At 57.0% G+C, this 26,919-nt stretch carries 20 protein-coding genes and 1 tRNA gene; 16 read left to right on the forward strand and 5 right to left on the reverse strand.

What is annotated here, in order from left to right:
• Positions 1-2 precede the first annotated feature (2 nt).
• From J7447_RS27520 to J7447_RS27530, 3 genes are all read left to right on the forward strand, one after another.
• Positions 3-830, forward strand: coding sequence for a VOC family protein (locus tag J7447_RS27520; RefSeq protein WP_209171516.1), 828 nt, complete (start codon positions 3-5; stop codon positions 828-830).
• Between the two features lie 295 nt (positions 831-1,125).
• Entirely contained in the window at positions 1,126-2,286 is a 1,161-nt protein-coding gene (locus J7447_RS27525) for an efflux RND transporter periplasmic adaptor subunit (RefSeq protein ID WP_208984171.1), read from the forward strand.
• Positions 2,287-5,442, forward strand: a complete 3,156-nt coding sequence (locus tag J7447_RS27530; protein WP_077292810.1) for a multidrug efflux RND transporter permease subunit — start codon at positions 2,287-2,289, stop codon at positions 5,440-5,442. It begins immediately after the preceding gene.
• Between the two features lie 238 nt (positions 5,443-5,680).
• Here the strand turns inward: J7447_RS27530 and J7447_RS27535 are convergent.
• A tRNA-Lys gene (locus J7447_RS27535) sits at positions 5,681-5,756 on the reverse strand.
• A gap of 371 nt (positions 5,757-6,127) precedes the next feature.
• On the opposite strand from J7447_RS27535, the gene J7447_RS27540 reads away from it, so the two are divergent.
• The 3 genes from J7447_RS27540 to J7447_RS27550 all read left to right on the forward strand — a co-directional run bounded on the left by J7447_RS27540 (position 6,128) and on the right by J7447_RS27550 (position 8,700).
• Positions 6,128-6,421 carry a hypothetical protein gene (locus J7447_RS27540; protein WP_031268452.1) on the forward strand — a complete coding sequence of 98 codons (294 nt, stop codon included), beginning with the start codon at positions 6,128-6,130 and terminating at the stop codon, positions 6,419-6,421.
• Between the two features lie 395 nt (positions 6,422-6,816).
• Complete coding sequence (locus tag J7447_RS27545) at positions 6,817-7,833, forward strand: TAXI family TRAP transporter solute-binding subunit (protein WP_286189675.1); 1,017 nt, start codon at positions 6,817-6,819, stop codon at positions 7,831-7,833.
• Between the two features lie 126 nt (positions 7,834-7,959).
• Positions 7,960-8,700: a cytochrome c biogenesis protein CcdA gene (locus tag J7447_RS27550; RefSeq protein ID WP_022998556.1), complete on the forward strand. Its 741-nt coding sequence runs from the start codon at positions 7,960-7,962 to the stop codon at positions 8,698-8,700.
• Between the two features lie 70 nt (positions 8,701-8,770).
• On the opposite strand, the gene J7447_RS27555 is transcribed toward J7447_RS27550, so the two are convergent.
• Positions 8,771-9,934 (reverse strand): hypothetical protein, encoded by a 1,164-nt coding sequence (locus J7447_RS27555; protein ID WP_209171518.1) that lies wholly within the window; start codon positions 9,932-9,934, stop codon positions 8,771-8,773.
• A gap of 284 nt (positions 9,935-10,218) precedes the next feature.
• Here J7447_RS27555 and glmU point away from each other — a divergent pair, with 284 nt between their 5' ends.
• The 3 genes from glmU to J7447_RS27570 all read left to right on the forward strand — a co-directional run bounded on the left by glmU (position 10,219) and on the right by J7447_RS27570 (position 13,962).
• On the forward strand, positions 10,219-11,574 hold the full coding sequence (glmU, locus tag J7447_RS27560; protein WP_209171519.1) for a bifunctional UDP-N-acetylglucosamine diphosphorylase/glucosamine-1-phosphate N-acetyltransferase GlmU: 1,356 nt from the start codon (positions 10,219-10,221) through the stop codon (positions 11,572-11,574).
• Between the two features lie 117 nt (positions 11,575-11,691).
• Complete coding sequence (gene glmS / locus J7447_RS27565) at positions 11,692-13,518, forward strand: glutamine--fructose-6-phosphate transaminase (isomerizing) (RefSeq protein WP_062488706.1); 1,827 nt, start codon at positions 11,692-11,694, stop codon at positions 13,516-13,518.
• Between the two features lie 3 nt (positions 13,519-13,521).
• Positions 13,522-13,962 carry a GNAT family acetyltransferase gene (locus tag J7447_RS27570; RefSeq protein WP_168686800.1) on the forward strand — a complete coding sequence of 147 codons (441 nt, stop codon included), beginning with the start codon at positions 13,522-13,524 and terminating at the stop codon, positions 13,960-13,962.
• Positions 13,963-13,971: 9 nt separating this feature from the next.
• Here J7447_RS27570 and J7447_RS27575 read toward each other — a convergent pair whose 3' ends face one another.
• Positions 13,972-14,391 (reverse strand): YbaN family protein, encoded by a 420-nt coding sequence (locus J7447_RS27575; protein WP_062488708.1) that lies wholly within the window; start codon positions 14,389-14,391, stop codon positions 13,972-13,974.
• 122 nt (positions 14,392-14,513) lie between these two features.
• Between J7447_RS27575 and J7447_RS27580 the strand changes: the two genes are divergently transcribed.
• Positions 14,514-15,251 (forward strand): DUF502 domain-containing protein, encoded by a 738-nt coding sequence (locus tag J7447_RS27580; RefSeq protein WP_055654395.1) that lies wholly within the window; start codon positions 14,514-14,516, stop codon positions 15,249-15,251.
• A gap of 143 nt (positions 15,252-15,394) precedes the next feature.
• Here J7447_RS27580 and recG read toward each other — a convergent pair whose 3' ends face one another.
• Positions 15,395-17,497 (reverse strand): ATP-dependent DNA helicase RecG, encoded by a 2,103-nt coding sequence (recG, locus tag J7447_RS27585; protein WP_209171539.1) that lies wholly within the window; start codon positions 17,495-17,497, stop codon positions 15,395-15,397.
• Between the two features lie 231 nt (positions 17,498-17,728).
• On the opposite strand from recG, the gene J7447_RS27590 reads away from it, so the two are divergent.
• Positions 17,729-18,046: a succinate dehydrogenase assembly factor 2 gene (locus J7447_RS27590; RefSeq protein ID WP_077292816.1), complete on the forward strand. Its 318-nt coding sequence runs from the start codon at positions 17,729-17,731 to the stop codon at positions 18,044-18,046.
• A gap of 17 nt (positions 18,047-18,063) precedes the next feature.
• Positions 18,064-21,549: a transcription-repair coupling factor gene (mfd, locus tag J7447_RS27595; protein WP_353653823.1), complete on the forward strand. Its 3,486-nt coding sequence runs from the start codon at positions 18,064-18,066 to the stop codon at positions 21,547-21,549.
• Between the two features lie 238 nt (positions 21,550-21,787).
• Here the strand turns inward: mfd and J7447_RS27600 are convergent, their stop codons facing one another.
• Positions 21,788-22,444, reverse strand: coding sequence for a protein-L-isoaspartate(D-aspartate) O-methyltransferase (locus tag J7447_RS27600; RefSeq protein WP_209171520.1), 657 nt, complete (start codon positions 22,442-22,444; stop codon positions 21,788-21,790).
• A 171-nt stretch (positions 22,445-22,615) separates the two neighbouring features.
• Here J7447_RS27600 and J7447_RS27605 point away from each other — a divergent pair, with 171 nt between their 5' ends.
• The 4 genes from J7447_RS27605 to J7447_RS27620 all read left to right on the forward strand — a co-directional run bounded on the left by J7447_RS27605 (position 22,616) and on the right by J7447_RS27620 (position 26,912).
• Complete coding sequence (locus J7447_RS27605) at positions 22,616-22,909, forward strand: septum formation initiator family protein (protein ID WP_022998567.1); 294 nt, start codon at positions 22,616-22,618, stop codon at positions 22,907-22,909.
• Between the two features lie 175 nt (positions 22,910-23,084).
• Positions 23,085-24,134, forward strand: coding sequence for a pyruvate dehydrogenase (acetyl-transferring) E1 component subunit alpha (gene pdhA / locus J7447_RS27610; RefSeq protein WP_022998568.1), 1,050 nt, complete (start codon positions 23,085-23,087; stop codon positions 24,132-24,134).
• Between the two features lie 14 nt (positions 24,135-24,148).
• Complete coding sequence (locus J7447_RS27615) at positions 24,149-25,546, forward strand: pyruvate dehydrogenase complex E1 component subunit beta (RefSeq protein WP_022998569.1); 1,398 nt, start codon at positions 24,149-24,151, stop codon at positions 25,544-25,546.
• A gap of 16 nt (positions 25,547-25,562) precedes the next feature.
• Positions 25,563-26,912 (forward strand): pyruvate dehydrogenase complex dihydrolipoamide acetyltransferase, encoded by a 1,350-nt coding sequence (locus J7447_RS27620; protein ID WP_152506508.1) that lies wholly within the window; start codon positions 25,563-25,565, stop codon positions 26,910-26,912.
• The last annotated feature ends 7 nt before the right edge of the window (positions 26,913-26,919 follow it).

Here is a 26,919-nt window from a genome sequence, read left to right on the forward strand (position 1 = left end):
TAATGGTGCGCGGGCTCGATCACGTCGTTGTAGCGGTGAGGGATCTGGAGGCCGCGGGCCAGGTGTGGGCGGACCTTGGTTTCACGGTTACTCCTGAAAATCGCCATTCCTGGGGAACGGCCAACCGTTTGGTTCAGCTCGACGGTTTTTTCGTCGAGTTGTTGAGCGTTGCCGATCGGGATCTCATTTTCGAGGCTTCTGAAGAGGTTTTCTCGTTCGGAGCTTTCAACCGAGATTTTCTGTCCCGGCACGAAGGGGCCAGCATGCTGGTGCTGGACAGTTCCGATCCTGCGAAGGACAGGGACGATTTCAGCAAGGCTGGACTGAAACTCTACGAGCCGTTTTCCTTCGAGCGCACCGCCAATCTGGCGGATGGCGGCAAGGTGCAAGTTGCCTTCGACCTGACATTTGTCAGTGATGCACTTGCACCGGAGATCGGCTATTTCACCTGCAGGAATCGATTTCCCGAAAATTTCTGGAAAGAAGCCTTTCAGGATCATGCCAACGGCGCGTCAACGATAAAGACAGTCTATCTCGTTGCCGGCGATCCCTCGGATCATCACGAGTTTCTGGGTGGGTTCACGGGCCAACGCGAAATGCGCGCCACCAGTCTGGGTCTGGAGCTCAAGACTGCCCGTGGAACAATATCCGTGCTAACGCCATCTGCGTATGCGTCACTGGTCGGCATTGATGCAGCTGCGCAAATCGCCGGTTCCCTGCCGCAGATTGTTGCTCTGGAAATCGGCTGCAAAGGCCTGGATGAGCGCAAGATAGTGCCGGCAAGCCAGCTCAACGGGCTCACGCTGATCCTGTCGCCAGTTGTCTCGTAAATGAAATCCATTCTTTTTGAGAAGGCTTAGCCGGGAGACGTGTTCCGCCCACGGCTCTCTGGCTGGATTTGCTGCACTTTATCGCATTCAGAAAATTTGCCGACGCACAAACCATTAGGTGTGTTTCGTGATTGCCGTGTCGGGCAATGTATACGTGACTTTGAAAACGTTAAGGAATTTTTCCCGCCAAGACCACACGGCAAGGGCACTATTCACTTGTTGAATCAACCAGTCCTTTTATAGTGAACCCCAAATTATGCGCCTTGACCTGATGGTCGGACTGCGGAGTTCCCGAATGACTTTTTTGCCTTTTGCCTCTTTCCCTCGCAATTTTGCACTCGTTGCTGCAACCTCGGCGCTCTTGGCCGCGTGCTCCGACGACTCGCAAAAGGCCGCTCCGGCAGCGCCGCCACCATCGGTGACCGTCGCGAAGATTGCGTCCCAGGACATTCGCCAAAGCGCTCGTTTTGTCGGGCAGGTCGCTGCAATCGATCAGGTCGATCTCATGGCTCGCGTCAAAGGTTTCCTGGAAGAGAAAGCTGTGCCGGACGGCTCCGTCGTCAAGAAAAACGACCTGTTGTTCACGATTGAAAAAGCGCAGTATCAGGCCGCACTGACAAAGGCCAAGGCGGATCTTGCAAGCGCAAAGGCAGACGCTGCACTGAAGGCTGCTGACGAGAAGCGTGACAGGGACCTCCGAGACAAGGGGCATCTCTCCGAGGCTGCTTACGAAGCGACCTTGGCGCAAAAGCAACAGGCGGAAGCCTCTGTGGAGGCAGCGCAATCGTCTTTGCAGGAAGCGGAACTCAACCTCAGCTACACCGACATTTCGGCACCTTTCGACGGCCAGCTCGGCAAGACCACCTACAGCGTTGGCGAGGTCGTCGGACCCACGACGAATTCACTGGCCAGCTTGATCAGCCTTGCTCCTGTCTACGTCAATTTTTCCGTCAGCGAGGCGCAGTATCTCAACGCGGTCAAGACACACGGGATAAACCCTGCCGATATCCAGCCGGATGAGTCTCCAGACCTGAAACTGGTTCTGCCAAACGGGCAGGACTATAATGAAAAGGGCAAAATCGTCTTCATCGACAATCAGGTCGATACGGCGACAGGCACCATCTCCTTCCGCGGGCAATTCGACAACAAGGACATCCGCCTGATTTCCGGAACCTATGTGACGGTGGTTCTTGAAGCGCCGAAAACGGAAACGGCGCTGGTTGTGCCGCAGGCTGCCATTCAAAGGGACCAGGAAGGTGCGTTTGCACTGGCAATCACGTCGGACAAGAAGGTCGAACAGCGCTACGTGACTCTGGGTCAGCAGGAAGGCACGGATTTCGTCGTCTCTAAAGGCCTGAAGGAAGGTGACGAGGTCATCATCGAAGGGTTGCAGAAAGTGCGCCCCGGCGTTGTCGTGAACCCGGTACTTGCTTCCAAGCCGGCGGAGAAAAGCTAAATGTTTTCACGCTTTTTTATCTACCGGCCGAAATTCGCGCTGGTCATTTCCATTGTTATCACTATTGCCGGTGTGCTTGGGTATCTGTCGCTTCCGGTTGAACAGTTTCCGAATATCACCCCGCCGGTCGTAAACGTTACGGCGACGTATACCGGCGCCAATGCCGAAGTGCTGGAAGAAACTGTTGCAGCCCCAATCGAAGGGCAGGTCAACGGCGTCGACGACATGATCTACATGCAGTCGACCAGTAACGACAGCGGCAACTATTCGCTCAACGTTACCTTCGCTGTCGGAACAGACCCGGACATTGCCACGGTCAACACGCAGAACCGGGTCAGTCAGGCCAACAGCCAGCTGCCAAGCGATGTGACCAACAACGGTGTGACAGTGCAAAAAGCCAGCACGAACATGTTGCTGGTCATTACACTGTTTTCGCCAAACGGCAGTTACGATCCGGTCTTCCTGTCAAACTATGCCTCGATCAACCTGAAGGATGCACTTGCCCGTGTGCCTGGGGTTGGTCTGGCAGACGTCATGACCGACTTTTCCTACGGCATGCGCATCTGGCTTGATCCGGACAGGTTGACCAGCCTGGGCATGACGCCGACCGATTTCATCACCGCCGTACGTGACCAGAACATTCAGGTGGCTGCCGGTCAGATCGGCGCACCTCCGGTTCCGGACGGACAGCAGTTCCAGTACACGATCAAGGCAAAGGGCCGTCTGGCCTCACCGGAAGAATTTGAGCAGATCGTTCTGCGAACCGGTGCAGACGGCGCAGTCGTAACGATTGGCGATGTTGCCCGCGTCGAACTTGGCGCGCAGGTTTACAACGCCTCCGGCGAATACAACGGCAAGCCCTCCACGGTTCTGGCAATCTATCAGGCACCAGGTGCTAACGCGCTTCAGGTATCGGAAAACGTGCTGGCTCGCCTGGATGAACTGGCCAAGAACTTTCCGCCGGACATGCAGTACGGCGTTCCCTTCAACACCACGGATTTCGTTCAGGCTTCCCTCAACGACGTCATCACCACGCTTTTCCTGACCTTCCTTCTGGTGGTCTCGGTGGTGTTCATCTTCCTCGGGAACTGGCGAGCGACAATCATTCCGACTGTTGCCATTCCAGTGTCGCTGATCGGCACGTTTGCCGTGCTGCTGGCACTTGGCATGACGCTCAATACGATTTCGCTGTTCGCACTGGTGCTGGCTATTGGTATCGTTGTGGATGATGCCATCGTCGTCGTGGAAAACGTGGAACGCATCATTGCCGACGAAGGCTTGTCGCCGAAAGAAGCCACGACGAAAGCGATGGAACAGATCACCAGTCCGGTGATTGCCACGACGCTGGTGCTGCTGGCGGTGTTCGTTCCGACTATCTTCATGCCAGGCATTACCGGCCGTCTCTACTCGCAATTCGCAGTCACCATCTCGGTCTCTGTTTTGATTTCCTCGATCAACGCGCTGACGCTGTCTCCGGCTCTCTGTGGCCTGATCCTGAAAGCCCGTTCTGGCCCGCCGCGCGGGATCATGGGGTTGTTCGACCGTGGCATCACCTCGGTACGCAACGGATATACCGGTATTATTCGCCGCCTTGTTCGCTTCGCCGTGATAGGGCTTGCCGTTGTTGCCGGGGCGGTCGCCTTGATCGTGACACTCGGCGGATCACTGCCTCAGGGCTTTCTGCCTTCGGAAGACCAGGGCTACCTGATGGTCGACGTTCAGCTTCCCGATGGAGCGTCGTTGCAACGGACGGAGAACGTCACCAAGCAGGTGGTTGACCTGACTTCCAAAACGCCGGGTGTGGAAGACGTCGTCATCGTCAACGGCTACTCCATCCTGAACGGCGCAACGTCCTCGAATGCGGCACTGGTGATTGCGACCATGAAAAACTGGGAAGACCGTCAGGCTCCCGACCTTCGTATTGACGCGATCCTTGCAAAGTTCTGGGCGGAATTCTCGACTATTCCCGGTGCGAATATCATTGCCTTCAACCCCCCGCCGATTCCGGGCCTTGGCACGACCGGCGGTGTTCAGGTGATGCTGCAACAAACCGGTGGAGGTTCGCCGCAGGATTTGTCATCGGCACTTGGCTCGATGATTTATTCTGCCAACCAGAGTGCCGAAGTTGGGCGCGCCTACTCGACTTTCCGGGCCAATGTGCCTCAGGTCTTTATCGATCTTGATCGTGAAAAGGCCAAAACGCTCGGCATCAATGTGTCGGATGTGTTCACGACACTGCAGGCTTATCTGGGCTCGTACTATATCAACGACTTCAACATCTTCGGCCGGGTCTACAAGGTGATGATCCAGGCGGAAGGCAAGTTCCGCGATCGGGTGGAGGATATCGGTGCACTTTATGTGCGGTCGAGCGACGGCACCATGGTGCCCATGCGCAGCATTCTGACGACACAGAATGTCCTCGGTCCGCAGATTCTGACCCGCTACAACATGTTCCGTGCTGCTGCCGTGATGGCTGATCCGGCACCTGGAGCCTCAACAGGTGTGGTCATCAACGAAGTCAATGCCGCGGGGGCTGAAGCCCTTCCGGACGGGTATTCTCTCGAGTGGACAGGTACAGCGCTGCAGCAGCTCGGATCGGGGCAGATCGTTCTTTTCATCCTGCTTTTGTCAATCTTGTTCACGTATCTCTTCCTTGTCGCTCAGTATGAGAGCTGGACGATGCCGATTGCGATCTTGATGTCGGTGTCGTTTGCAATCCTCGGGGCGCTTGTTGCGGTCTTTGCGACTGGGGGGGATGTCAACCTCTACACACAGATCGGCATGATCATGCTTGTCGGGATGGGCGCCAAGAATGCCATCCTCATCGTGGAGTTTGCGATGGAGCAGAGGGCCGATGGCAAGTCGATCAAGGATGCAGCAGTAGAAGCGGCTCATCTTCGGTTCAGGGCGGTCATGATGACGGCCTTGTCGTTCTTGCTGGGCGTCGTGCCATTGATGACCGCATCAAGTGCTGGTGCGGCCAGTCAGAAGGCCATTGGCTTCGCGGTGTTCGGTGGCATGCTGTTTGCGACCTGCATCGGCATTCTCATGATCCCGATTCTTTATGTGAACATGCAGACCATGCGTGAAACCGTCAAAAGCTGGTTTGGCGGAAAAGGAAAAACCCAGACGGAACAGGAGCCTGTTGCGTCCTGACGTGAGAAAATTTTCAATACGCAAACGGTTTTGCGTTGTTTGAATCTTACTTAAGGTTAGTTTGGCCGGGCGATCCAGATGGGTTGTCCGGCTTTGCTTTTAGGTCAAATGCCAGCAAGCTCTCAAGTCTCGGGATCGCGAACTTGGATAGTGAAAACACAGATCTCGTCCACCGTGCGACGCGCAAGCGGTGGATACTACAAGCTTAAAATTTTTAAGGCTAAGCTTTTGGAAATATTGGTGAGCCGACAGGGGTTCGAACCCTGGACCTACTGATTAAAAGTCAGTTGCTCTACCAGCTGAGCTATCGGCTCTCACCAATTTCCGAAGCGGTTCAGTGCGTTGTTGCAGCGCCACCGCGTTGGTGGCGTGTGTTTAGGCCGACCTTGAGGACAATGCAAGAGGCAAAATCGATTTTTTCAACAGGGTAGCAAAAAACAGCGTTGTTCAGTGGTCACTGTTGAAAACACACAACCAAATTCGGGAAATGGTGAATTCTCGCACATGTTATTAGCAACAACGGTCCTTCGATTGATAGTATTATCAAGTACAGTAGATTTTACTCTTTTTAACTCTAGTTGCTAATTTTCGCTTCTAAGAAAATAACGATCATTCTCCTGCGAAAACTGTCAGGTAGCGCAATAAAGCTATGTGAGGTAACGTTATCAGGCACATGAGAGGTTACATGCACACAACGACAATCGACACCCACACGAGCTCCGTCGAGTTCGATTTCGTGAAAGGGCACATCGCTGCGACGATGACGCTGATTCACGGATTGATCGACCAGGGCTTGATCGACCGGGAACGGCTCGACCTGTTTTTCGCGTCGTTTATCGGAGACCTACCGCATAGCCGGGAAACGCTCGGCTTGCGTCTCATCCTTGACCAGTGGCGGCAGGGCCTTCGCGACGGTGATGCTGAAGAAGAGCTAAAGGGGAAGCTCTTTGAGGTAATCCGGGGAGGGCGAAACAACTGACGCTGTCTGGAGTATGGCCGGTCCAAGGGGTTGGGGACCGTGGCATATTCTCGTCCGTAGCATTTGTTCAATCGAAATTTGTTCTGATCAGAAATTTTTTCAAACTGTTTGCGCTATCGGTCCGGTCATGGGCTCGGTAACTTGTGATTGAACCTATCGTCCCGAACTGGTGTTGACGCGTCGCCTTTGCTATCCCTTCGACATTGCGTAAACTTGCGGGTGCCTCGGCAGCCAGATGTGCAGGAGTCGCACTGCAGCGCCTGATGCTGGGTTGTTGTGGTCGGTGTGTAGCCGAGATGTTGAAGGATACCGCCATATTTGTCGGCGGCAGAAGGGCGGAACATTTGGCAAAGTCTCTGGAGACCCTCGTAGCAGCGCAGTGCTTTACGCGCCAGTTGTCCGGTTCCAATACCGCATGCAGCCGTCTTACCGCCCTTCTGGGAGCGGGATTGTTGGTTATGAGCGGTGCAATCGCTGGCGTGCGTGCGGATGAACAGCATTTCATTACGATTGGCACCGGCGGCGTTACCGGCGTCTACTATCCGTCCGGCGGGGCGACTTGCAAGATCGTCAACATGACACGCGCCGACCACGGCGTTCGTTGCTCAGTCGAAACCACGCTGGGGTCAATTGCCAATATCGAAAAGATTCGTTCCGGTGAAATCGATTTTGGTTATGTGCAGTCCGACTGGCAGCATCACGCTTTTCTCGGGACCTCTGCCTTTGAAGAGGTCGGGCCGTTTGACGAGCTACGCTCCATCTTTTCACTTCATGCCGAAGTCGCAACGATCGTCGTTCGAGACGAATCTTCTTATCGGGTCTTCGATGATTTGAAAGAGGCAAAGATAAATATCGGCAGCAAGGGATCGGGATCCGCTGCTTCCTGGAACGCACTGATCAGCGGCCTTGGCTGGACGCAGAGTGATCAGGAAGGTCTTGAAGAGCTCAAGACATCGGAGCTGTCTGAAGCGCTTTGTTCAGGCAGAATTGATGCCTATTTCGAATTGATAGGTCATCCGGCTGCGTTGATCGAGGAAACTCAGGCTCGTTGCGATATTCGACTGATTGGCATCGATGGCAAGGCGGTTGATGAGCTTTTGACAGAAGTTCCCTACTACATGCCGGCCGACATCCCTGCGGGCCTTTATGGTCTTTCGCAGCCAGTGGATTCCTTCGGCGTTGTCGCGACCTTCGTAACGTCTGCGCGCATGCCGGAACCGATTGTGACAACACTCGTAGAAGCGGTTTTCGAAAATTTCGACAGCTTCAAGCGTCTGCATCCTGCACTTGGCCGCCTGACCGAAAATGACCTGGTTGCCTACGGGATGCCGGCGCCGCTACATCCTGGCGCATTGACCTATTTCCAGGAAAAAGGCCTAGTGCCCGCAACCGCACCGGCCAAGGCAAACTGACCGGTGTTCACAGCTCTCCAAATGGTGAGCACCTTGTGTCTTTGGTCAAAGCGGGGAAGCGGCTAATAAGGTCGCTCCGAGCCTCGCCGGATTGGCGGTGGGCTGCCTGAACAACCGGAATGTCGAATGATCCAGGAAGTCACCATCATAGGCGCCGCGCTTGCCGGTGTCCTATCTTTTGTCTCGCCTTGCGTTCTGCCGTTGGTGCCACCTTATCTGGGGTTCCTTGCGGGCGTTTCGCTGGAGCAACTATCAGGTGAAGCAGAAGACAGCACGGCCGCATCGCGTCGGGTGTTTCTGAGTGCCCTGTTCTTTGTGCTTGGTTTTTCAACCGTGTTCGTTTTGCTGGGGGCGACGGCCAGTTTTCTTGGCCAGTTCATTCGCGCCTATCTCGATTACCTGAGCTATATCGCCGGCGCCGCGATCATCGTTATGGGCCTGCATTTCCTTGGCGTGTTCCGCATAGGCCTGCTTTACAAGGAAGCGCGTGTTCACGTGGAGAAAAAGCCTGCGGGTCCGCTTGGCGCCTATGTCATCGGCCTTGCCTTCGGCTTTGGCTGGACACCTTGTGTCGGCCCAATACTAGCTGCCATTCTGTTTGTCGCTGGCGGAAAAGAAACGGTGGGGCAGGGAGCCTTGCTCTTGAGCGCCTATGCACTCGGCCTCGGTATCCCGTTCCTGATTGCAGCGCTTTTCGCTTCGCCGTTTCTCAAGTTCATGCGGCGGTTCCGCAAGCACATGGGTGTCGTCGAAAAGACCATGGGCGGCGTTCTCGTATTGACCGGGGTCATGTTCCTGACCGGGCAGATGGCGGTCTTGTCCTATTGGCTCCTGGAAACGTTCCCCGCGCTGCAGACCATCGGGTAAACGCAGCGCCAAGGTTCTTCGCCTTGGCGCATTGCATCGACCGACTGAAATCTAACGAGATTAGGTTGCCTTAAAACGCCGTGTCGCGAAATTCCGCCGCAGTCACGAGCGGGTCACCCGCGAACAGGGCCGGGTGACAGAGCTCAGTCACATCCAACAGGTGAAGACACGCAACGGCAGCGTCCGCCGCATTGGCAAACGGTCCGACCATCAAGGCAATACCGCCTTGAGGCGTATTTCGTTCCATCAGGAGCGGGCGAAGGTCACGCATGCGTTCCGCATTTTGATTCTTGAAATCGGCCCAGGCTTTTGCTGCTGCAGCAGTTGAGCTGTAGTGACCGATAATCGCCCCGAAATCGCTTCGCTTCAGTTTGCTGTCACCGCCACCGCGAAGCCGTCCGGCGGGACTGGAAGGCGTGATAACCGCAGGTCGACTTGTCGTCTGGGTAGGTGTTGCGTCGAACGGCTCCGGCGAGGGCGGTGTAGAAGGCGTATTGTCTTCAACAGCCAAGGGTATTGAACCTGTCGCTTGGGGTTCGCCACCTGGCGCGGGTAGATCTACCCTTGGCAGGTCGACTATCCGGACCGGTTCGGCAGGATTGAAACTTCGGGTAGGCGCGTCGACTGGAGCGGTTCCGGAATCGATGCTGACCATCCGGGGGGGCGCCTTGGGAACATCCAGGGCCGGCGTTGCAACCTGTTTCTTGGTGTCCGCCTGATCTGGTGCCGCAGAAGTCGTCTGGTTCAGCTTTGAAGCATCGCGTTTTGCTTTAGGCGACGCTACGGGGACGGGAAGTGGTTTTTCCAGTTTTTCCGTCACATCGGTGCGGACGATGCCCGGGCTCGGTTCCACTGGTTGACCGCTGTCTTTGCCAGTATTGTCCGCTTCAGAAAGCCTGGAAAAAGCAGCTTCCTTCTCCAGTGCTGCGATGCGGCGCGAATAAGCAAGATTTTGTTCGGCAAGTGCGCTAAGGCGTCGACGCAACCCGACGATTTCTTTCTGCAGCACCGCGATCTGGCTCTGGTCCAGGCCGGGAAGGGGGGCGTGATCGCTATCTTCCGGCAACTGCATGACTTCTATCGGCACCCCTCTGCCGGAAGGTGACGTGATGGAGGCAGTTGAACCCACGCTTCCGACCGGGGGCAGGGCTAATCCCGTCGGGAAATCGAACTTCGGTGTGAACTGGCCGTGGGCGTTGCTGAACTGATAGGAAGCAAGGCCGACAGTTCCCATGCAAACGGCCGCAAATGCCCAGGAAAGCAGGCCGACACGCGAAGGCGTGAACGTATCCCGGACAACGTCCCGAACAGATTTTTGTGCCTTCCGTTTTGCCAAAAGTCCTGCTTTCCGAGCCTGAAACCGAATCTCAAAGAAGATACCTCATCAGGTGTGCATTATGGTTAATGAAAAGCAAACCGAAGCACTCAGGAAGTCAGATCTTTCAATGTTCTGTGGATCGGGGCATATAGAGGCCGACTTGTGTGGGTGATGCCCGAAAAATTGACAGTGGACCTTTGATGACTTCCCGTTCTTGCCTTTCGATTGTTCTGGCCGCCGGACTTGGCACCCGGATGAAATCCAACCTGCCAAAGGTGATGCATGAGATCGGCGGACTGCCGTTGGTCGGGCATGTGGTAAAGGCCCTGAAACAGGCTGGCTCTGACCGAATTTCCGTCGTAACCGGCCCAGATATGCCCGAGCTTGAAAAGCTGGTTCAAAACCTTGCGCCGGAAGCACATTGTCATGTCCAGCACGAGAGGCTGGGTACGGCTCACGCAGCGCTTGCCGCCCGTTCTGCGCTGGCCTCGCCTTCAGACGATGTCCTGATCCTGTTCGGCGACACTCCACTGGTAACGGCAGACACGATCGGCAAAGTTCGACGGGCCTTGTCGGATGGCGCAGATCTGGCCGTGCTTGGGTTCGAAACCCAACAACCATTCGGCTATGGCCGGTTGCTGACCGATAACGGGCAACTGGTTGCCATTCGGGAAGAAAAGGACGCCTCGGACGCAGAACGGAGGATCACGTTCTGCAACTCCGGCATCATGGGTTTCTCGGGGCTGCATGCACTTTCTTTGTTGGATGCGATTGGCAATGCCAATGCCAAAAGCGAATTTTACCTGACGGACGCGGTTGAAATCTCCAACAGCAGGGGCTTGAAGGTTGTTGCGGTTTCGGGTTCGGAAGTCGAAACGCAAGGCATCAATACACGTGCCCAGCTGGCTGCCTGTGAAGAGGATTTCCAGGTTCGTATGCGTAATTTCGCTTTGGAAAACGGCTGCACATTGCTTGCGCCGCACACGGTTTATTTCTCGCATGATACCGTTCTGGAATCTGATGTGGTCGTAGAGCAGAATGTCGTCTTCGCCCCGGGGGTAAGGGTCGCAAGCGGAGCAAAGGTCCGCGCCTTCAGTCACCTTGAGGGAGCATCCGTTGGCAGGAACAGCGCTGTTGGCCCCTATGCCCGTCTGCGGCCAGGCACGGTTCTGGGGGCCGACACCCGTGTCGGTAACTTTGTCGAAGTCAAAAACACGACCTTCGAAGACGGTGCCAAGGCCAATCATCTCAGTTACATCGGCGATGCAAGTGTCGGTTCGAAGTCGAACATTGGTGCTGGCACGATTACCTGCAATTACGACGGCTACCTGAAACACCGGACAGAGATTGGAGCGGGCAGTTTTGTCGGTTCCAATTCCACGCTGGTGGCACCGGTCAGCCTTGGCAGCGGGACTTTTGTCGCTGCCGGAAGCGTGATCACCGATGATGTGGACCAGGATTCCATGGCATTTGGCCGCGCTCGGCAGATCGTCAAGGAAGGCAAGGCAAAACAGCTGCGGGAGCGGCTGAAGGCTGCCAAGGAAACCAAATCCTGACTTTCATACAATTCTCGACCCTTGTCATTTAATGAAACAGGGATTGATTTCTGGTTGGCAGGCGCTGTCGTCTAAAGCAGTGCGGTCCGTTGGATCCATTTTTAAAGGGCTTTTTGCATGTGTGGCATTGTTGGCGTGTTGGGAACGGTTGATGCGGCGCCGCGGATCGTGGATTCGTTGAAGCGGCTGGAATACCGGGGCTATGATTCTGCTGGCGTTGCCACATTGGTGGATGGTGCCATCGTGCGCCGCAGGGCGGAAGGCAAGCTGCGCAATCTTGAAGCTGTTCTCGAAAAGTCGCCCCTGACAGGCATCTCCGGGATCGGTCACACACGGTGGGCAACACACGGTGCACCAACTGTTGCCAATGCCCACCCGCACCAGGCCGGCTCGGTTGCCGTCGTTCATAATGGTATCATCGAAAACTATCTGGAACTGCGAGAGGAAATCGTCGCTGCCGGTGCCGTGCTGGATACCGAAACCGACACAGAAGTCGTGGCCCATCTGGTCAATCTGGCGATGGCCAAGGGACTTTCTCCTCGCGATGCTGTTGCACAGGTTCTGCCGCGCCTGAAGGGTGCTTTTGCATTGGCGATGCTGTTTTCCGGTGAGGAAGATCTTCTTATCGGTGCCCGCAAAGGATCGCCGCTTGCTGTCGGGCATGGAGACGGGGAAATGTTCTTCGGGTCCGATGCCATCGCCCTGTCGCCGTTTACCGACCGGATTACCTATCTTGATGAGGGCGATTGGGCTGTCATCACTAGGGCAGGTGTTGAGATTTTCGATCAGGCGAACCAGCCTGTCACGCGCCCGGAAGCAAGGTCGTCTGTCACCTCCAGTCTTATGGACAAAGGCAACTACAAGCATTTCATGGCCAAGGAAATCCACGAGCAGCCGGAAGTGCTGGGCCATACGCTGTCACGATATTTCGATTACACGACCAAGCGGGCCCGCGTGGAAGGGGCTGACCAACTCAAGTTCAAGGACCTGTCGCGTCTGATCATTACGGCCTGCGGGACAGCGTATCTTGCCGGTCTGGTGTCCAAATACTGGTTCGAGAAATACGCCCGTCTTCCCGTGGAGATCGATATCGCCAGCGAGTTCCGCTATCGCGAAACACCGGTGAGCGACAAGGACACGGCGCTGGTCATTTCCCAGTCTGGCGAAACTGCAGACACGCTCGCCTCACTGCGCTACTGCAAGACGAATGGTGCCACGATCGGCGCGATCGTCAATGTTCCGGAAAGCACGATAGCCCGGGAAGCCGACAGGGTTTTCCAGACAATTGCCGGACCTGAAATCGGCGTTGCCTCGACAAAGGCCTTCACGTGTCAGCTTGCGGTGCTCGCCGGTCTTGCCCTGCAGGCCGGACGGGAGCGCGGCGTGCTGACGCCGGAGCGGGAGCAGGAGCTTGTCGCGGAATTGATCGAAGTGCCGAGCCTCGCTCTCAAGGCCCTGGCCCGTGAAAGCGATATCGAGAAACTGGCGCATCCGCTCTCCAAGGCAAGCAATGCACTTTACCTCGGCCGGGCAACCAATTTCCCGCTTGCACTGGAAGGCGCGCTGAAGCTCAAGGAGCTCTCCTACATCCACGCAGAAGGCTACGCTGCCGGGGAACTCAAGCACGGTCCTATAGCCCTCATCGATGAAAACATGCCGGTTTTCGTGATCGCGCCCTTTGACGCGATTTACGAGAAAACCGTTTCCAACATGCAGGAAGTGGCCGCGCGCGGCGGACGGATCGTGCTCATCACAGACGAGCGCGGTGCGTCGGAGTGCGGCAATGCGGCCGAAAATACCGTCATTCTTCCCGACATGTCGGATATCGTTGCGCCGATCATCTACGCGCTGCCTGTTCAGCTCATTGCCTACCACACGGCTGTCTTCATGGGCACCGATGTCGATCAGCCGAGGAACCTGGCCAAATCCGTGACGGTTGAATAGTCCATGGACAGCACAAGCACGCAAGATCGGGTTTTGCCCTTCGAGGAGCGGTACAGGGCCGACGTCATTGCGCTCTGGGAGAAATGTGGCCTGACGCGCCCCTGGAATGATCCGGACAAGGACATCGACCGCAAGCAGACCGACGAAAACGGTGCCTTCTTCGTGCTTCTGCGCGGGGACAGGCTTATCGGGTCCGTCATGGCCGGGTATGACGGCCACCGCGGCTCGATCAACTATCTTTCAGTCGATCCCGAGTGCCAGACGGCGGGCCTTGGGAAAATGCTGATGAGCCGCTGCGAGGCATTCCTGGTTGCGAAGGGCTGTCCGAAGATCAACCTTATGGTACGTCAGGACAACGACAAGGTTCTGCGGTTTTACGAACAACTCGGATATGCGGAAGAAAGCGCTGTTTCCCTTGGGAAACGGCTTATTCCAGACATTTAGCCCGTCGACCTATGACGGATCCTTGCAACCGTCGGGAGGGGTGTTGCCCGGGCCCGATGGACGAGACAGGACGTAGGCTGCGCAGCCGATCATGAACAGTCCGACACCTATGGCAAGCCACAGGTCAGGATGGGCTGAAAGATAGAAGACGCAATATCCGAAGGTCATTCCGGAAATGGCGAAGATCTTTGCCTTCGGCGGGATCGCGCCATGTTCGCGCCAGGCAATCACTGGCGGCCCGAAGATAGGGTGGTTGAGGATGCGCGCCTCAAGTGCGGGAGAGGATCTGGCAAAACAGGCGGCGGCGAGGATGAAGAAGATCGTGCTCGGCAGAATGGGAAGGAACGCACCGACAATCCCGAGGCCGACACATCCGGTTCCCAGAAGTTTGAACGTGGTCCGCCGCAACACTGCCTCCAAATCCGGCATAATTTGAATACATCGCTGAAAAATAAATCAAGCGAAGGATACCGCACTGCGATAAAGATGCTTATCTAATTGCGGGTCAGTTGAAAAGACGAGCACACACAGGGAAGTTTCGGGTTTAACCCATGAGCCGACACAAACATAAAGCAGAAGACGCGCACAAGATAGGCCATCGGCCGGGTGCGGCAACACGTCTTCGCAACTACTTCCTGACAGGGCTGGTCATTGCTGGCCCGATCGGCATTACCCTGTGGTTGACCTGGACCTTCATCAAATGGGTGGACGGCTGGGTCAAGCCGTTTGTACCCAAGATCTACAATCCGGACACCTACCTGCCGTTTCCGATACCCGGTTTCGGGCTCATTGTTGCAGTGTTTGTCCTCACGGTCGTCGGCTTTCTTGCAGCAAACTTCCTTGGGCGCAGTCTTATCTCGGTTGGCGAAAAAATCGTCGGTCGCATGCCGCTCGTTCGTAACATTTACAGTGGCTTGAAGCAGATTTTTGAGACAGTGCTTGATCAGCGCGGAAGCAGCTTTACCACAGCGGCGCTGATCGAGTATCCACGCAGAGGTCTATGGGCGATTGTGTTCATCTCCACCGACACCAAGGGCGAAGTGGAGCGCCGGCTCAAGGACAAGGCCGATACACTTTCCGTATTCCTGCCGACGACGCCGAACCCGACGTCGGGTTTTTTGCTGTTTGTTCCGAAGGAAGATGTGATCGAACTGGACATGAGTGTCGAAGATGCCGCAAAGCTCGTGATCTCGGCTGGTCTGGTCAATCCGAAATATCCGGAAATTCTCGCAGACGATATTGTCGATCCGGCGCAGCTGGAGCGGGTGAGAAGCTCTGAAGACGCCTGAGTGCGTTAGCAAGCAATCTAATCCATTATTCGCTTTGCCCTACGTCGTCAGGCGTCCTTGCCGACTTACGTACGATTGGCTCAAATGGCTGCTGGTGTAGTCGTGCCGACACCTGGGTATTGACTTGCTGCTGTTCGAACTTGTCAGCCGGCCCTGAGGAGCCTGATCGCGGCATCGCGGCCGAACAGATACAAAAGACACCGCAGAGCTTCGCCGCGTTTGGTTTTCAGATCCGGATCCAGTTCAAGGATAAGTCTCGCGTCGTCGCGTGCAACTTCCATCAAATCGGCGTGTTCGTCGGCGCGTGCGATACGAAAACCTGGCGTGCCGGATTGTCGGGTGCCGAGAATTTCACCACCGCCGCGAAGCTTCAGATCTTCTTCCGCGATCAGGAAACCATCGTTGGTCTGGCGCATGATGTTGAGGCGTGCGCCGGCCGTTTCTCCAAGCGGTCCCTTGTAAAGAAGGACGCAGGACGAGGGCTTGTCACCGCGTCCGACACGGCCTCGCAGCTGGTGCAACTGCGCAAGGCCAAAGCGTTCGGCGTGTTCGATCACGATTATGGTGGCATCGGGCACATCGACGCCGACTTCAATAACGGTTGTTGCCACCAGCACCTTGGTTGCGCCGGACTTGAAGTCTGCCATTGCGGCATCCTTTTCGTCGGCGTTCATGCGGCCATGGACCAGAGAGACGCGTTGCCGAAGAGCATGTTCCAGAACCCGGTGACGCTCCTCAACGGCGGCCAGGTCGATCTTTTCGGATTCTTCCACCAGTGGACATACCCAATAAACCTTCTGGCCGTCGGCGACCGCTGCACCAACCCGGCCAATGATCTCGTCCAGGCGGTCCAGGGACACTGATACGGTGGTGATGGGCTTGCGGCCCGCGGGCTTGTCCGTCAGGCGAGACACGTCCATGTCGCCAAAGCCTGTCAGCACAAGCGTTCTCGGGATAGGGGTGGCGGTCATGACCAGAACATCGACGCCGTTGCCCTTGGCTGAGAGGGCGAGTCGTTGATGGACACCGAAGCGATGCTGCTCGTCTACGACGACCATGGCCAGATTGCGAAAGGTCACGGTTCCCTGGAAAAGGGCGTGGGTGCCGACCACGAGGTCGATCTCACCTGCGTCCAACTGTTCCTGTCGAAGGCGGCGTTCCTTCTGGCTGTCCTTTCCGGTCATCAGGGCAAGGCGAATGCCTGCTTTCTCGCACAGCGGCAACATCGACGCGTAGTGCTGGCGGGCGAGAATTTCCGTCGGTGCCATCAGGGCTCCTTGCGCACCGGTTTCTATCACCTGTGCCAGGGCGGCAAGTGCAACAACGGTCTTGCCGGCGCCGACATCGCCTTGCAGAAGCCGCAACATGCGCACCGGTTTGGCGAGGTCTCCATTTATTTCTTCGATCGCTTTTGCCTGACTGCCGGTCAATTGAAACGGCAGTGACGCTATCACCGCTTTTTGCAGTTCCCCTTTGGGGCTTCGCGATATTCCGCCAAGCGTACGCATGTGTGCCCGCACCATGGCAAGAGCCAACTGGCTGGCGAGCAGCTCATCATAGGCGAGCCGCTGCATGAAGGGGGAGGCGGGGTCGATGTCGTTGCGTTCATGCGGTGCATGCAGTGTCTTCAAGGCTTCTGCGAAGTCCGGCCAGCCAGTCTGGTGAAGATGGGCGTCATTCAGCCATTCCGGGAGGTGAGGCACACGGTCGACAGCCGCCCGCACAGCCTTTTGCAGGGTTTTGGAACTCAAACCGGCGGTTAACGGATAGACCGGTTCGATTGCCGGCATTTCTTCCGCTTCCTCAGGTTTCAGCGAATAGTCCGGGTGCACCATCTGAGGGCGCTCGTTGAACCATTCGACCTTGCCTGAAACGATTCTTCGTTCGCCTTCGGGAAAAGTTTTCTCCAGCCAGTCACGGCGCGGGTGAAAGAAGACAAAGGTGATCTGACCTGTCTCGTCGTAGGCGTTGATCCGGTAAGGTGCTTTCGAATGCCGGGGAGGCGCCATGTGCCGGCCGATGGTGACATCCAGTGTGACGATGTCGCCATTTTCCGAATAGGCGATGCCCGGACGGTGCCGCCGGTCTATAAGGCTATGAGGAATATGAAAAAGCAGATCAGCAACGGTCGCGTCACGGTCCGGCTGGCTGCCGACGAGGCCGGACACCAGCTTTTCGATCTTTGGTCCGATTCCAGGCAAAGTCGAAACCGGGGCAAACAGGGGATCGAGGACCGGCGGGCGCATGTTCGGCGTGTAAACCTTCGAGAGACGGCAGGGCATTCGGTATCACGAACCCCTGTTCTGCCACGAAGGCGGAGCGCTGCGCAACAAATAGAACATTCTGTGAACTGGGCGCTGACAAGCTCGTTCTCTGGCGCTATATAACCGACACGAAATCACTCGTCCGGCCGATATCGGCGAAAACAATACTGCCTTTGCCTAAAGGCCGGTCAGCTTCTCATAGGTCTGTTTCTCATGTCCGAAATGTCCGGCGCACACGTCGATACCAATGGTGGCGAACGGGATTCCCGGCGCAAGAAAATACTGTTTCGGTGCTGGCATCGGGGCATGAAGGAAATGGATCTGCTGTTGGGTGGATTCGCGGATGCCAAGATCGACAGCCTTACGGAAGAAGAACTCCTGGAACTCGAGCACTTGCTGACAGCGCATGACCAGGATCTGTACGCCTGGATGACAGGTCGCAAGCCCTTGCCGCAGGAGTGGGACGGTCCGCTTTACCGCCGCATCATTGCCTATCATGAAGCCGCCGGTCCGGCCGGGTTTGGCAGATAACAACAAGGACGCCAGCTGTGTTTGACAGCCTGCTGAAGGATCAGGCCAACGTGACGCTTGCCGGCGTTCCGGATGGGGCCGAAAGCTACGCTCTTGCAAGGCTGCTCGCCGAAACCCGGGCGCAGGGTCTTGCCCTGGTATTTGTCGCTCGCGACGCCACGCGCATGGCCATGGTCAGCGAAGCACTTCAGTTCTTCGATCCCGAGGTCGAAATCCTGCAGTTGCCCGCCTGGGATTGCCTGCCATACGACCGCGTTTCGCCCAACTCTGCGATCAGTGCACGCCGCTTGCTGGCGCTCGGCCAACTTGCGCGTGGCATGACGGACGGCAAGAAAACCGTACTGATGACAACGCTCAACGCGGCACTTCAGCGTGTTCCCGAGCGCTCTTTCATGGCCGACCAGACCTTCTCCATGGCACCGGGTAACCGGGTCGACATGGGAGCGATCTCCACATGGCTGGAGATGAACGGTTTTTCGCGAACTCCGACCGTTCGTGAAACCGGTGAATATGCTGTTCGGGGCGGTATTGTCGACCTCTTCGCGCCTGGAGCGGAGGAGCCCGTGCGGCTCGATTTCTTCGGCGATACCCTTGAATCGATCCGCTCATTCAACGCGGAAACACAGAGAACCTCCAAACAGCTGAAACGCCTTGACCTGGTTCCGATGAGCGAGGTCGTATTGTCCGAGGAAGCCATCTCCCGCTTCCGTCGTTCCTATCTTGCCAATTTTGGCGCAGCCAGCCGAGAAGACGTGCTCTATCAGTCGATCAGTGACGGTCGCCGATACGCAGGCATGGAGCATTGGCTGCCACTGTTCCACGACCGACTGGAAAGTCTGTTCGATTACATCGGCGATACGCCTGTCGTTCTGGACACCAGCATGAGTGACGCAGTCCGCGAACGCGTTGACCAGGTCACGGAATACTACCGCGCACGTCAGGAAGCGCGCGAAATGGGGACAAGCGCCGGAACGGTGCCTTACATGCCGGTGGAACCGGCCAGTCTCTATGTCACCGAAGAGGAATGGCGTGCAGCTGTCGCCGACCGCGCAAGCGCCGCACTTGATCCCTTTACGCCACCACCAGGCAGCGGCAAGACGATTGTCGAACTGGGTGGGCGTCAGGGCCGGAGTTTTGCTGCCGAAAGGGCAGCGGGCGACATCAACATTTTTGACGCGCTGACAACTCACGTGCGCCAACTGCAAAAGCAGGGCAAACGCACGGTGATTGCCTGCTGGTCGGAAGGTTCGCGCGACCGTCTCGGCCAGATTCTTGAAGACCATGGTCTTGGAGCGGTCAAGAATGCGGACACGCTGAAGGACATCGAGGAACTTCCCGCCAAGACGACCGCGCTGTGTGTACTGGGCATCGAGCATGGCTTTGAGCTCAATGACGTCGTCTTCATCGGCGAACAGGACATTCTCGGCGACAGGCTGGTTCGCAAGTCGCGTCGCAAGTCCAAAGGCGCCAACGTCATTACCGAAGCGACGGGCCTTTCGGAAGGCGATCTCGTCGTTCACGTGGACCACGGTATCGGCAGGTTCATCGGTCTGAAAACGATCGAAGCAGTCGGCGCGCCGCATGACTGCCTGGAACTTCAATATGCCGGTGGCGACAAACTCTATCTTCCGGTCGAAAACATCGAGCTCTTGTCCCGTTATGGCTCGGAAGACCAGGAAGCCCAGCTCGACAAGCTCGGTGGCGGTGCCTGGCAGGCACGAAAGGCCAAGCTCAAGAAGCGCATTCTGGAAATCGCCGACGGCCTGATCAAGACAGCAGCTCAACGCGCTCTCAAGACCGCGCCGGTGGTGGAAACACCGGAAGGCGTCTACGACGAGTTCGCGACGCGATTCCCCTACGAGGAAACAGACGATCAGCTTACGGCGATCGATGCGGTTTTCGACGATCTGTCTTCGGGGCGGCCGATGGATCGGCTGGTTTGCGGCGACGTTGGATTCGGCAAGACGGAAGTGGCACTTCGTGCAGCTTTCATTGCCGCCATGTCCGGGCGCCAGGTTGCGGTGGTGGTACCGACCACCCTTTTGGCCCGTCAACACTTCAAGACCTTCTCCGAGCGCTTTCATGGCTTGCCGATCAACGTAGCCCATGCATCCCGCCTGGTGCCCACCAAGCAACTGAGCCTGACCAAGAAAGGCATCACCGACGGATCAGTCGATATTGTCGTCGGCACCCATGCATTGCTGGGCAAGTCCATCGAATTCCGGGATCTCGGCCTTCTTATCATCGACGAGGAGCAGCATTTCGGGGTCAAGCACAAGGAGCGGCTGAAGGAGCTGAAATCGGACGTTCACGTGTTGACGCTATCGGCGACACCGATCCCGCGGACCTTGCAGCTTGCGCTGACCGGGGTACGCGAACTGTCGTTGATCGCAACGCCGCCGGTGGACCGGCTGGCAGTGCGCACGTTCGTTTCGCCGTTCGATCCGTTGGTGGTGCGAGAAGCCCTTCTGCGCGAGCATTACAGAGGCGGGCAGAGTTTCTATGTCTGTCCGCGCCTTGCCGACATTGCAGAGCGCCTCGAGTTCCTTGAAAATCAGGTGCCTGAACTGAAAGTTGCGGTTGCCCACGGCCAGATGCCTCCGGGGGAACTGGAAGACGTCATGAACGCCTTCTATGAGGGCAAGTACAACGTCCTGCTGTCGACAACGATCGTGGAATCCGGGCTGGATATTCCGACCGCGAACACGTTGATCGTGCACCGGGCGGATATGTTCGGCCTTGCACAGCTCTACCAGCTGCGCGGCCGTGTCGGCCGGTCCAAGACCCGCGCCTACGCACTCTTTACGGTTCCTGCGAACAAGACGTTGACGGCGACTGCCGAGCGCCGATTGAAAGTCCTCCAGTCTCTCGAAACGTTAGGGGCAGGCTTCCAGCTGGCCAGCCACGATCTCGACATTCGCGGGGCCGGGAACCTGCTTGGTGAAGAGCAGTCCGGGCATATCAAGGAAGTCGGATTTGAACTGTACCAGCAGATGCTGGAAGAGGCGGTTGCCCAGCTCAAGGATGGTGGCGCGGATTTTGGCGACGAGCAGTGGTCACCGCAAATCAACATCGGCACGCCTGTGCTTATCCCGGAAAACTACGTCGCCGACCTGCAACTGCGTCTGCAGCTTTACCGCCGTTTGGGCGATGTCACCGAGGCGGAGGAAATCGATTCCTTCGGCGCGGAACTGATCGACCGCTTTGGACCGTTGCCGGAAGAAGTGCAGCATCTCCTCAAGATCGTCTTCATCAAGGGGCTTTGTCGCAAGGCCAATGTCGAGAAGGTCGATGCCGGGCCGAAAGGGATCGTCATCACGTTCCGCAATAGCGAATTCTCCAATCCGGCCGGTCTGGTTTCCTACATTGCCGAGCAGGGTGTCCTTGCGAAGATCCGACCGGATCAGAAGGTGGTCCTGACGCGCGATTGGGATAAAACCGACGCACGTTTGAAAGGGACCGCAACGGTGCTGACCAAGTTGGCGCGCCTGGCGGCCGCCTGAGGCAGAGTTCGCCGGCTCGCTCATACGTGTGGAACGAGGGCGTGGACCCGAGCAGGGGCCAGCCTAAAATCGCACTGAAAGTGTGGTTATCCGGAGGACCGGGGAGTTCGCGATGGACGAGCTGGTGGCCCCAAGCCAGAGTAACTTCCTGTTTGACAGAGTTTTTCTGTAACAACGCTTGAACCAATAGAATGGGCCGCCGGGATACCTGATGTTGGTGGTTGACACCCGACAGGCATCAGCCTGCATCCGTCCATCCTTCGGCGCCTACCAGAGGTACGTAGGCGACGGCTCCGAGATTGTCTGTTTTGAACTCGGTTTCGGAAAGCCTTTCGATCCGGATGAGATCTTGCTGCCGCTTTGACCTGCCAACCGGAATCACCAGTCGACCGCCTACCTTGAGTTGCTTTTTGAGAGAATCGGGGACAGCCGGCGCTCCCGCCGCAACTGCGATGGCATCGAAAGGGGCTTCCGCCGGACAGCCAAGTGTTCCGTCGGCGCAAATAACCTCGACGTTCCTGCAACCTGCCTGTTCCAGATTTTCCCTGGAAAGGTTGACGAGCTCCTGAAGTCGATCGATCGAAATGACTTTGTGAGCGAGATTTCCAAGCACAGCAGCTGCGTAACCAGAACCTGCTCCGATCTCCAAAACCTTCGCGTTTTCGCTGATTTCAAGCAGTTCGCAAGTGAGAGCAACAACATAGGGCTGGGATATTGTCTGGCCATATCCGATGGACAAAGGCCCATCCCAGTAGGCTCGGTTTACCTGTCTCTCCGGAACAAAGATATGGCGCGGCACACTGGCCATGGCGGACAGAACCCGTTTATCGCTAATACCGCGCCTGTGCAGTTGCTGCTCAACCATTTCTTCGCGTGCGGTCGTCCACTGATCCATGGGCTGCTCTCGCCGGACACAAATTTACCGTGCATTTGATTGGCTGTCTCAAGACTCTATTAAACCTAAATCCGCATAGTGAGAGAACCAAGAGGCCAGTGTATCAGCGTTAAGGTCCAAAGAGTGCCCCGAGCAGCTACCCGTCAGCGAAAACAGTCATTTCTCCGTCGATTGATCACGCCTGCAATCGCCATTGCTGCGCTTGGTTATTTTGGCTTCCATGCGATGAGCGGTGAGCTCGGTATGGTTGGCCGAGCAATGATCGAGCGTCAGGTTTCCGAACTCGAAGGTGAATTGGCTGTCTTGACCGCCCAGCGTCAGGAGCTCGTCTCAAGGGTTAGTCTGCTTCGGCCGGAGAGCCTCGATCCTGATATGCTCGATGAGCGCGCAAGGCTTAATCTCAACCTGGTGCATCCTGACGAGCTGGTAGTTCTCAGGCCGGGCCACCGTTACAGCATGAACTGAATTTCAGTTGATTTTGCCGCATTAACAATAATCTGGTTAAATATAAAATTCTGTAGTATCAACAATACCTTGATGCTGTTGTTGCAGTGCGAGATGCGTGGATTGGATTGACAGACCCAACCGGATAAGTTGCTCCTACCTATCTTAGGGGAAACGTCACGCCGAGATGAGGGTTATGGCCACAGCATCAAAGACCACTTCCGCTAGCTCCAAGAGCACCAGCCGGACACGCAGCTCCGCCAAGAAGGCGCAGCCTGCGATCGCCGAGTTCGATAAGGACGAAGAACTTCACGCTTACCGCGAAATGCTTCTGATCCGACGTTTTGAGGAAAAAGCCGGGCAACTGTACGGCATGGGCCTCATCGGCGGGTTTTGTCATTTGTATATCGGACAGGAAGCTGTCGTCGTCGGTATGCAGATGGCCAAGAAAGACGGCGATCAGATGATCACCGGTTACCGGGATCATGGCCACATGCTGGCAATGGATCTCGATCCGAAAGGCGTGATGGCGGAACTGACCGGTCGTCGCGGTGGCTTGTCGAAAGGCAAGGGCGGCTCCATGCACATGTTCTCCAAGGAGAAGCATTTCTATGGCGGCCATGGCATCGTCGGTGCGCAGGTGTCGCTTGGCACCGGCCTCGGGTTCGCGAACAAATACCGTGAAAACGGCAACGTTGCGATGGCCTTCTTTGGTGACGGCGCGTCCAACCAGGGTCAGGTCTACGAGAGCTTCAACATGGCCGAGCTGTGGAAGCTTCCGGTCGTTTACGTGATCGAGAACAACAAGTACGGCATGGGCACCAGCGTTGCCCGCGCCTCCGCCACCACAGATCTTTCCCAACGCGGTGCTTCCTTCGGAATTCCGGGCAAGCAGGTCGACGGTATGGATGTGCGCGCAGTCAAGGCAGCCTCCGCTGAAGCTCTGGAATGGTGCCGTGAAGGCAAGGGGCCGTTCATTCTTGAAATGATCACCTATCGCTACCGCGGCCACTCGATGTCGGATCCGGCGAAATACCGCTCCAAGGACGAAGTCCAGAAGATGCGGACCGAACATGATCCGATCGAACAGGTGCGTGCGCGCCTCATGGACAAGGGTTGGGCATCCGAAGACGACCTCAAGGCAATCGACAAGGATGTGCGGGCCAGGGTCGCGGAAGCTGCCGAATTTGCACAGACGGATCCGGAACCGGATGTGTCTGAACTCTACACCGACATTCTGCTCTAAGGCCGGGGGACAACATGCCGATTGACATTTTGATGCCGGCGCTTTCGCCGACTATGGAAGAGGGCAAGCTCGCCAAGTGGCTGAAGGCCGAGGGCGACACCATCTCTGCAGGCGATGTGATCGCCGAAATCGAGACCGACAAGGCTACCATGGAAGTGGAAGCGGTTGATGAAGGCACGCTTGGAAAAATCCTGGTTGCCGAAGGAACCGACAACGTCAAGGTAAACGCGAAGATTGCGGTTCTGCTGGCCGAGGGCGAAGACGCCAGTGCCATCGACGCCGCAGCTTCCGCGCCAGCCGCCGCTGCGGCCCCTGAAGCCCCTGCGGCTGCAGAAGCCTCGAGCGCACCGGCTGTTGCCTCCGCTCCGACGCCTGCTGCTCCTGCGCCTGAAACTGCTGACGATCCGGAAATTCCGGCCGGTACGGCAATGAAGTCCTCCACCGTTCGCGAAGCTTTGCGGGATGCGATGGCAGAGGAAATGCGCCGTGATCCGGACGTCTTCATCATGGGTGAGGAGGTCGCGGAGTATCAGGGCGCCTACAAGATCACCCAGGGCCTGCTGGACGAGTTTTCCGCCAAGCGTGTCATCGATACGCCGATCACCGAGCACGGCTTCGCCGGTCTTGGCGTCGGGGCAGCGATGGCCGGTTTGAAGCCGATCGTCGAGTTCATGACCTTCAACTTCGCCATGCAGGCGATTGACCAGATCATCAACTCCGCCGCCAAGACGTTGTACATGTCCGGCGGTCAGATGGGTGCACCGATTGTCTTCCGTGGACCAAACGGTGCCGCGGCGCGAGTCGGTGCCCAGCATTCACAGGATTACGCTTCCTGGTACGCCCACGTGCCGGGCCTGAAGGTGGTCCAGCCGTATTCGGCTGCGGATGCAAAAGGTCTTCTGAAGGCAGCAATTCGCGACCCGAACCCGGTCATCTTCCTGGAAAACGAAATCCTCTACGGTCATTCCTTCGAAGTCCCGGACATGGACGATTTTGTTCTGCCGATCGGCAAGGCGAAGGTGGAACGCGGTGGAACGGACGTGACGCTGGTTTCCTGGGGCATCGGCATGACCTACACCATCAAGGCGGCTGAAGAGCTGGCCGGAATGGGGATCTCGGCCGAGGTCATCAACCTGCGCACCATTCGTCCGCTGGATATCGACACCGTGCTGGCGTCCGTCCGCAAAACAGGCCGGATCGTGACGATCGAAGAAGCCTTCCCGATGTGCTCCGTTTCATCGGAAATCGCCTACCAGGTTCAGGAAAAAGCGTTCGACTATCTCGACGCACCGATCCTGCGCGTGACCGGCAAGGACGTTCCCATGCCTTACGCTGCAAACCTGGAAAAGCTGGCTCTGCCGAATGTTGGTGAAGTCATCGATGCGGTCAAAGCCGTAACCTACACCGCCTGAGGCCAGGGAGACGGACATGCCAATCAATATTACCATGCCGGCCCTTTCTCCGACCATGGAGGAGGGCAACCTGGCCAAATGGCTGGTCAAGGAAGGCGATCAGGTTTCGGCCGGTGATGTAATCGCCGAGATTGAAACTGACAAGGCGACCATGGAAGTGGAAGCGGTTGACGAAGGCACGGTCGGCAAGATTGTTGTGCCTGCGGGAACCTCAGGTGTGAAGGTCAACGAACTGATCGCCGTACTTCTGGAAGACGGTGAAGATGCCAGTTCCATCGACACCTCCGGTGGATCTTCGGCACCTGCTTCTTCATCGGGAGGCGACAAGGCTCCGGCTGTGCCGGAAAGCTCGCCGGCGATTGAGGTCGGGGCAAAGGCGGCAACGGATCCGGTTCCGGCTCCCAAAGCCGCTGACGGAAACCGCATCTTTTCGTCCCCGCTGGCTCGCCGTCTGGCTCAGCTCAACGGTCTTGACCTGAAAGCACTTTCCGGTTCGGGTCCGCATGGCCGCATCGTCAAGCGCGACATCGAGGCAGCTCTTGCTGCAGGTACAGGCAAGGCAGCGCCCGCTGCTGCTGCTGCGGAAGCACCGAAGGCTGCCGCAGCACCGGCCATGGCAACCGGCCCGTCCGCGGATCAGGTTCTGAAACTGTTCGACAAGGACAGCTACGAACTCGTGCCGCATGACGGCATGCGCAAGACCATTGCCAAGCGTCTCACCGAGTCGAAGCAGACCATTCCGCACTTCTATGTGTCCGTGGACTGTGAACTCGACGCTCTCCTGGCTCTTCGGGCACAGCTCAACGATGCTGCCGCCAAGGACAAGGAAGGCAAGCCGGCCTACAAGCTTTCGGTCAACGACATGACCATCAAGGCTCTGGCTCTGGCTCTGCGCGATGTTCCTGATGCGAACGTATCGTGGACCGACGATAACATGGTCATGCACAAGCATGCCGATGTCGGTGTCGCCGTTTCCATCCCGGGTGGCCTGATCACGCCGATCATCCGCCGGGCGGAAGAAAAGCCTCTTTCCGTCATTTCCAACGAGATGAAGGATTACGGCAAGCGTGCGAAAGAACGGAAGCTGAAGCCCGAAGAGTACCAGGGTGGTACCACCGCGGTCTCCAACATGGGCATGATGGGCGTGAAGAACTTCTCGGCCGTCGTCAACCCGCCGCATGCGACCATTCTGGCCGTCGGCGCCGGCGAAAAACGCCCTGTCGTCAAGAACGGCGAACTGGCTGTTGCCACGGTGATGAGCGTGACGCTTTCGACCGACCACCGCTGCGTGGACGGTGCGCTTGGCGCCGAGCTTCTTGCCGCCTTCAAGGGCTACATCGAAAACCCGATGAGCATGCTTGTTTAAGCCTCAT

Source organism: Labrenzia sp. R5_0 (assembly GCF_017743835.1).
In the GTDB taxonomy this organism is placed as follows: domain Bacteria; phylum Pseudomonadota; class Alphaproteobacteria; order Rhizobiales; family Stappiaceae; genus Roseibium; species Roseibium algicola.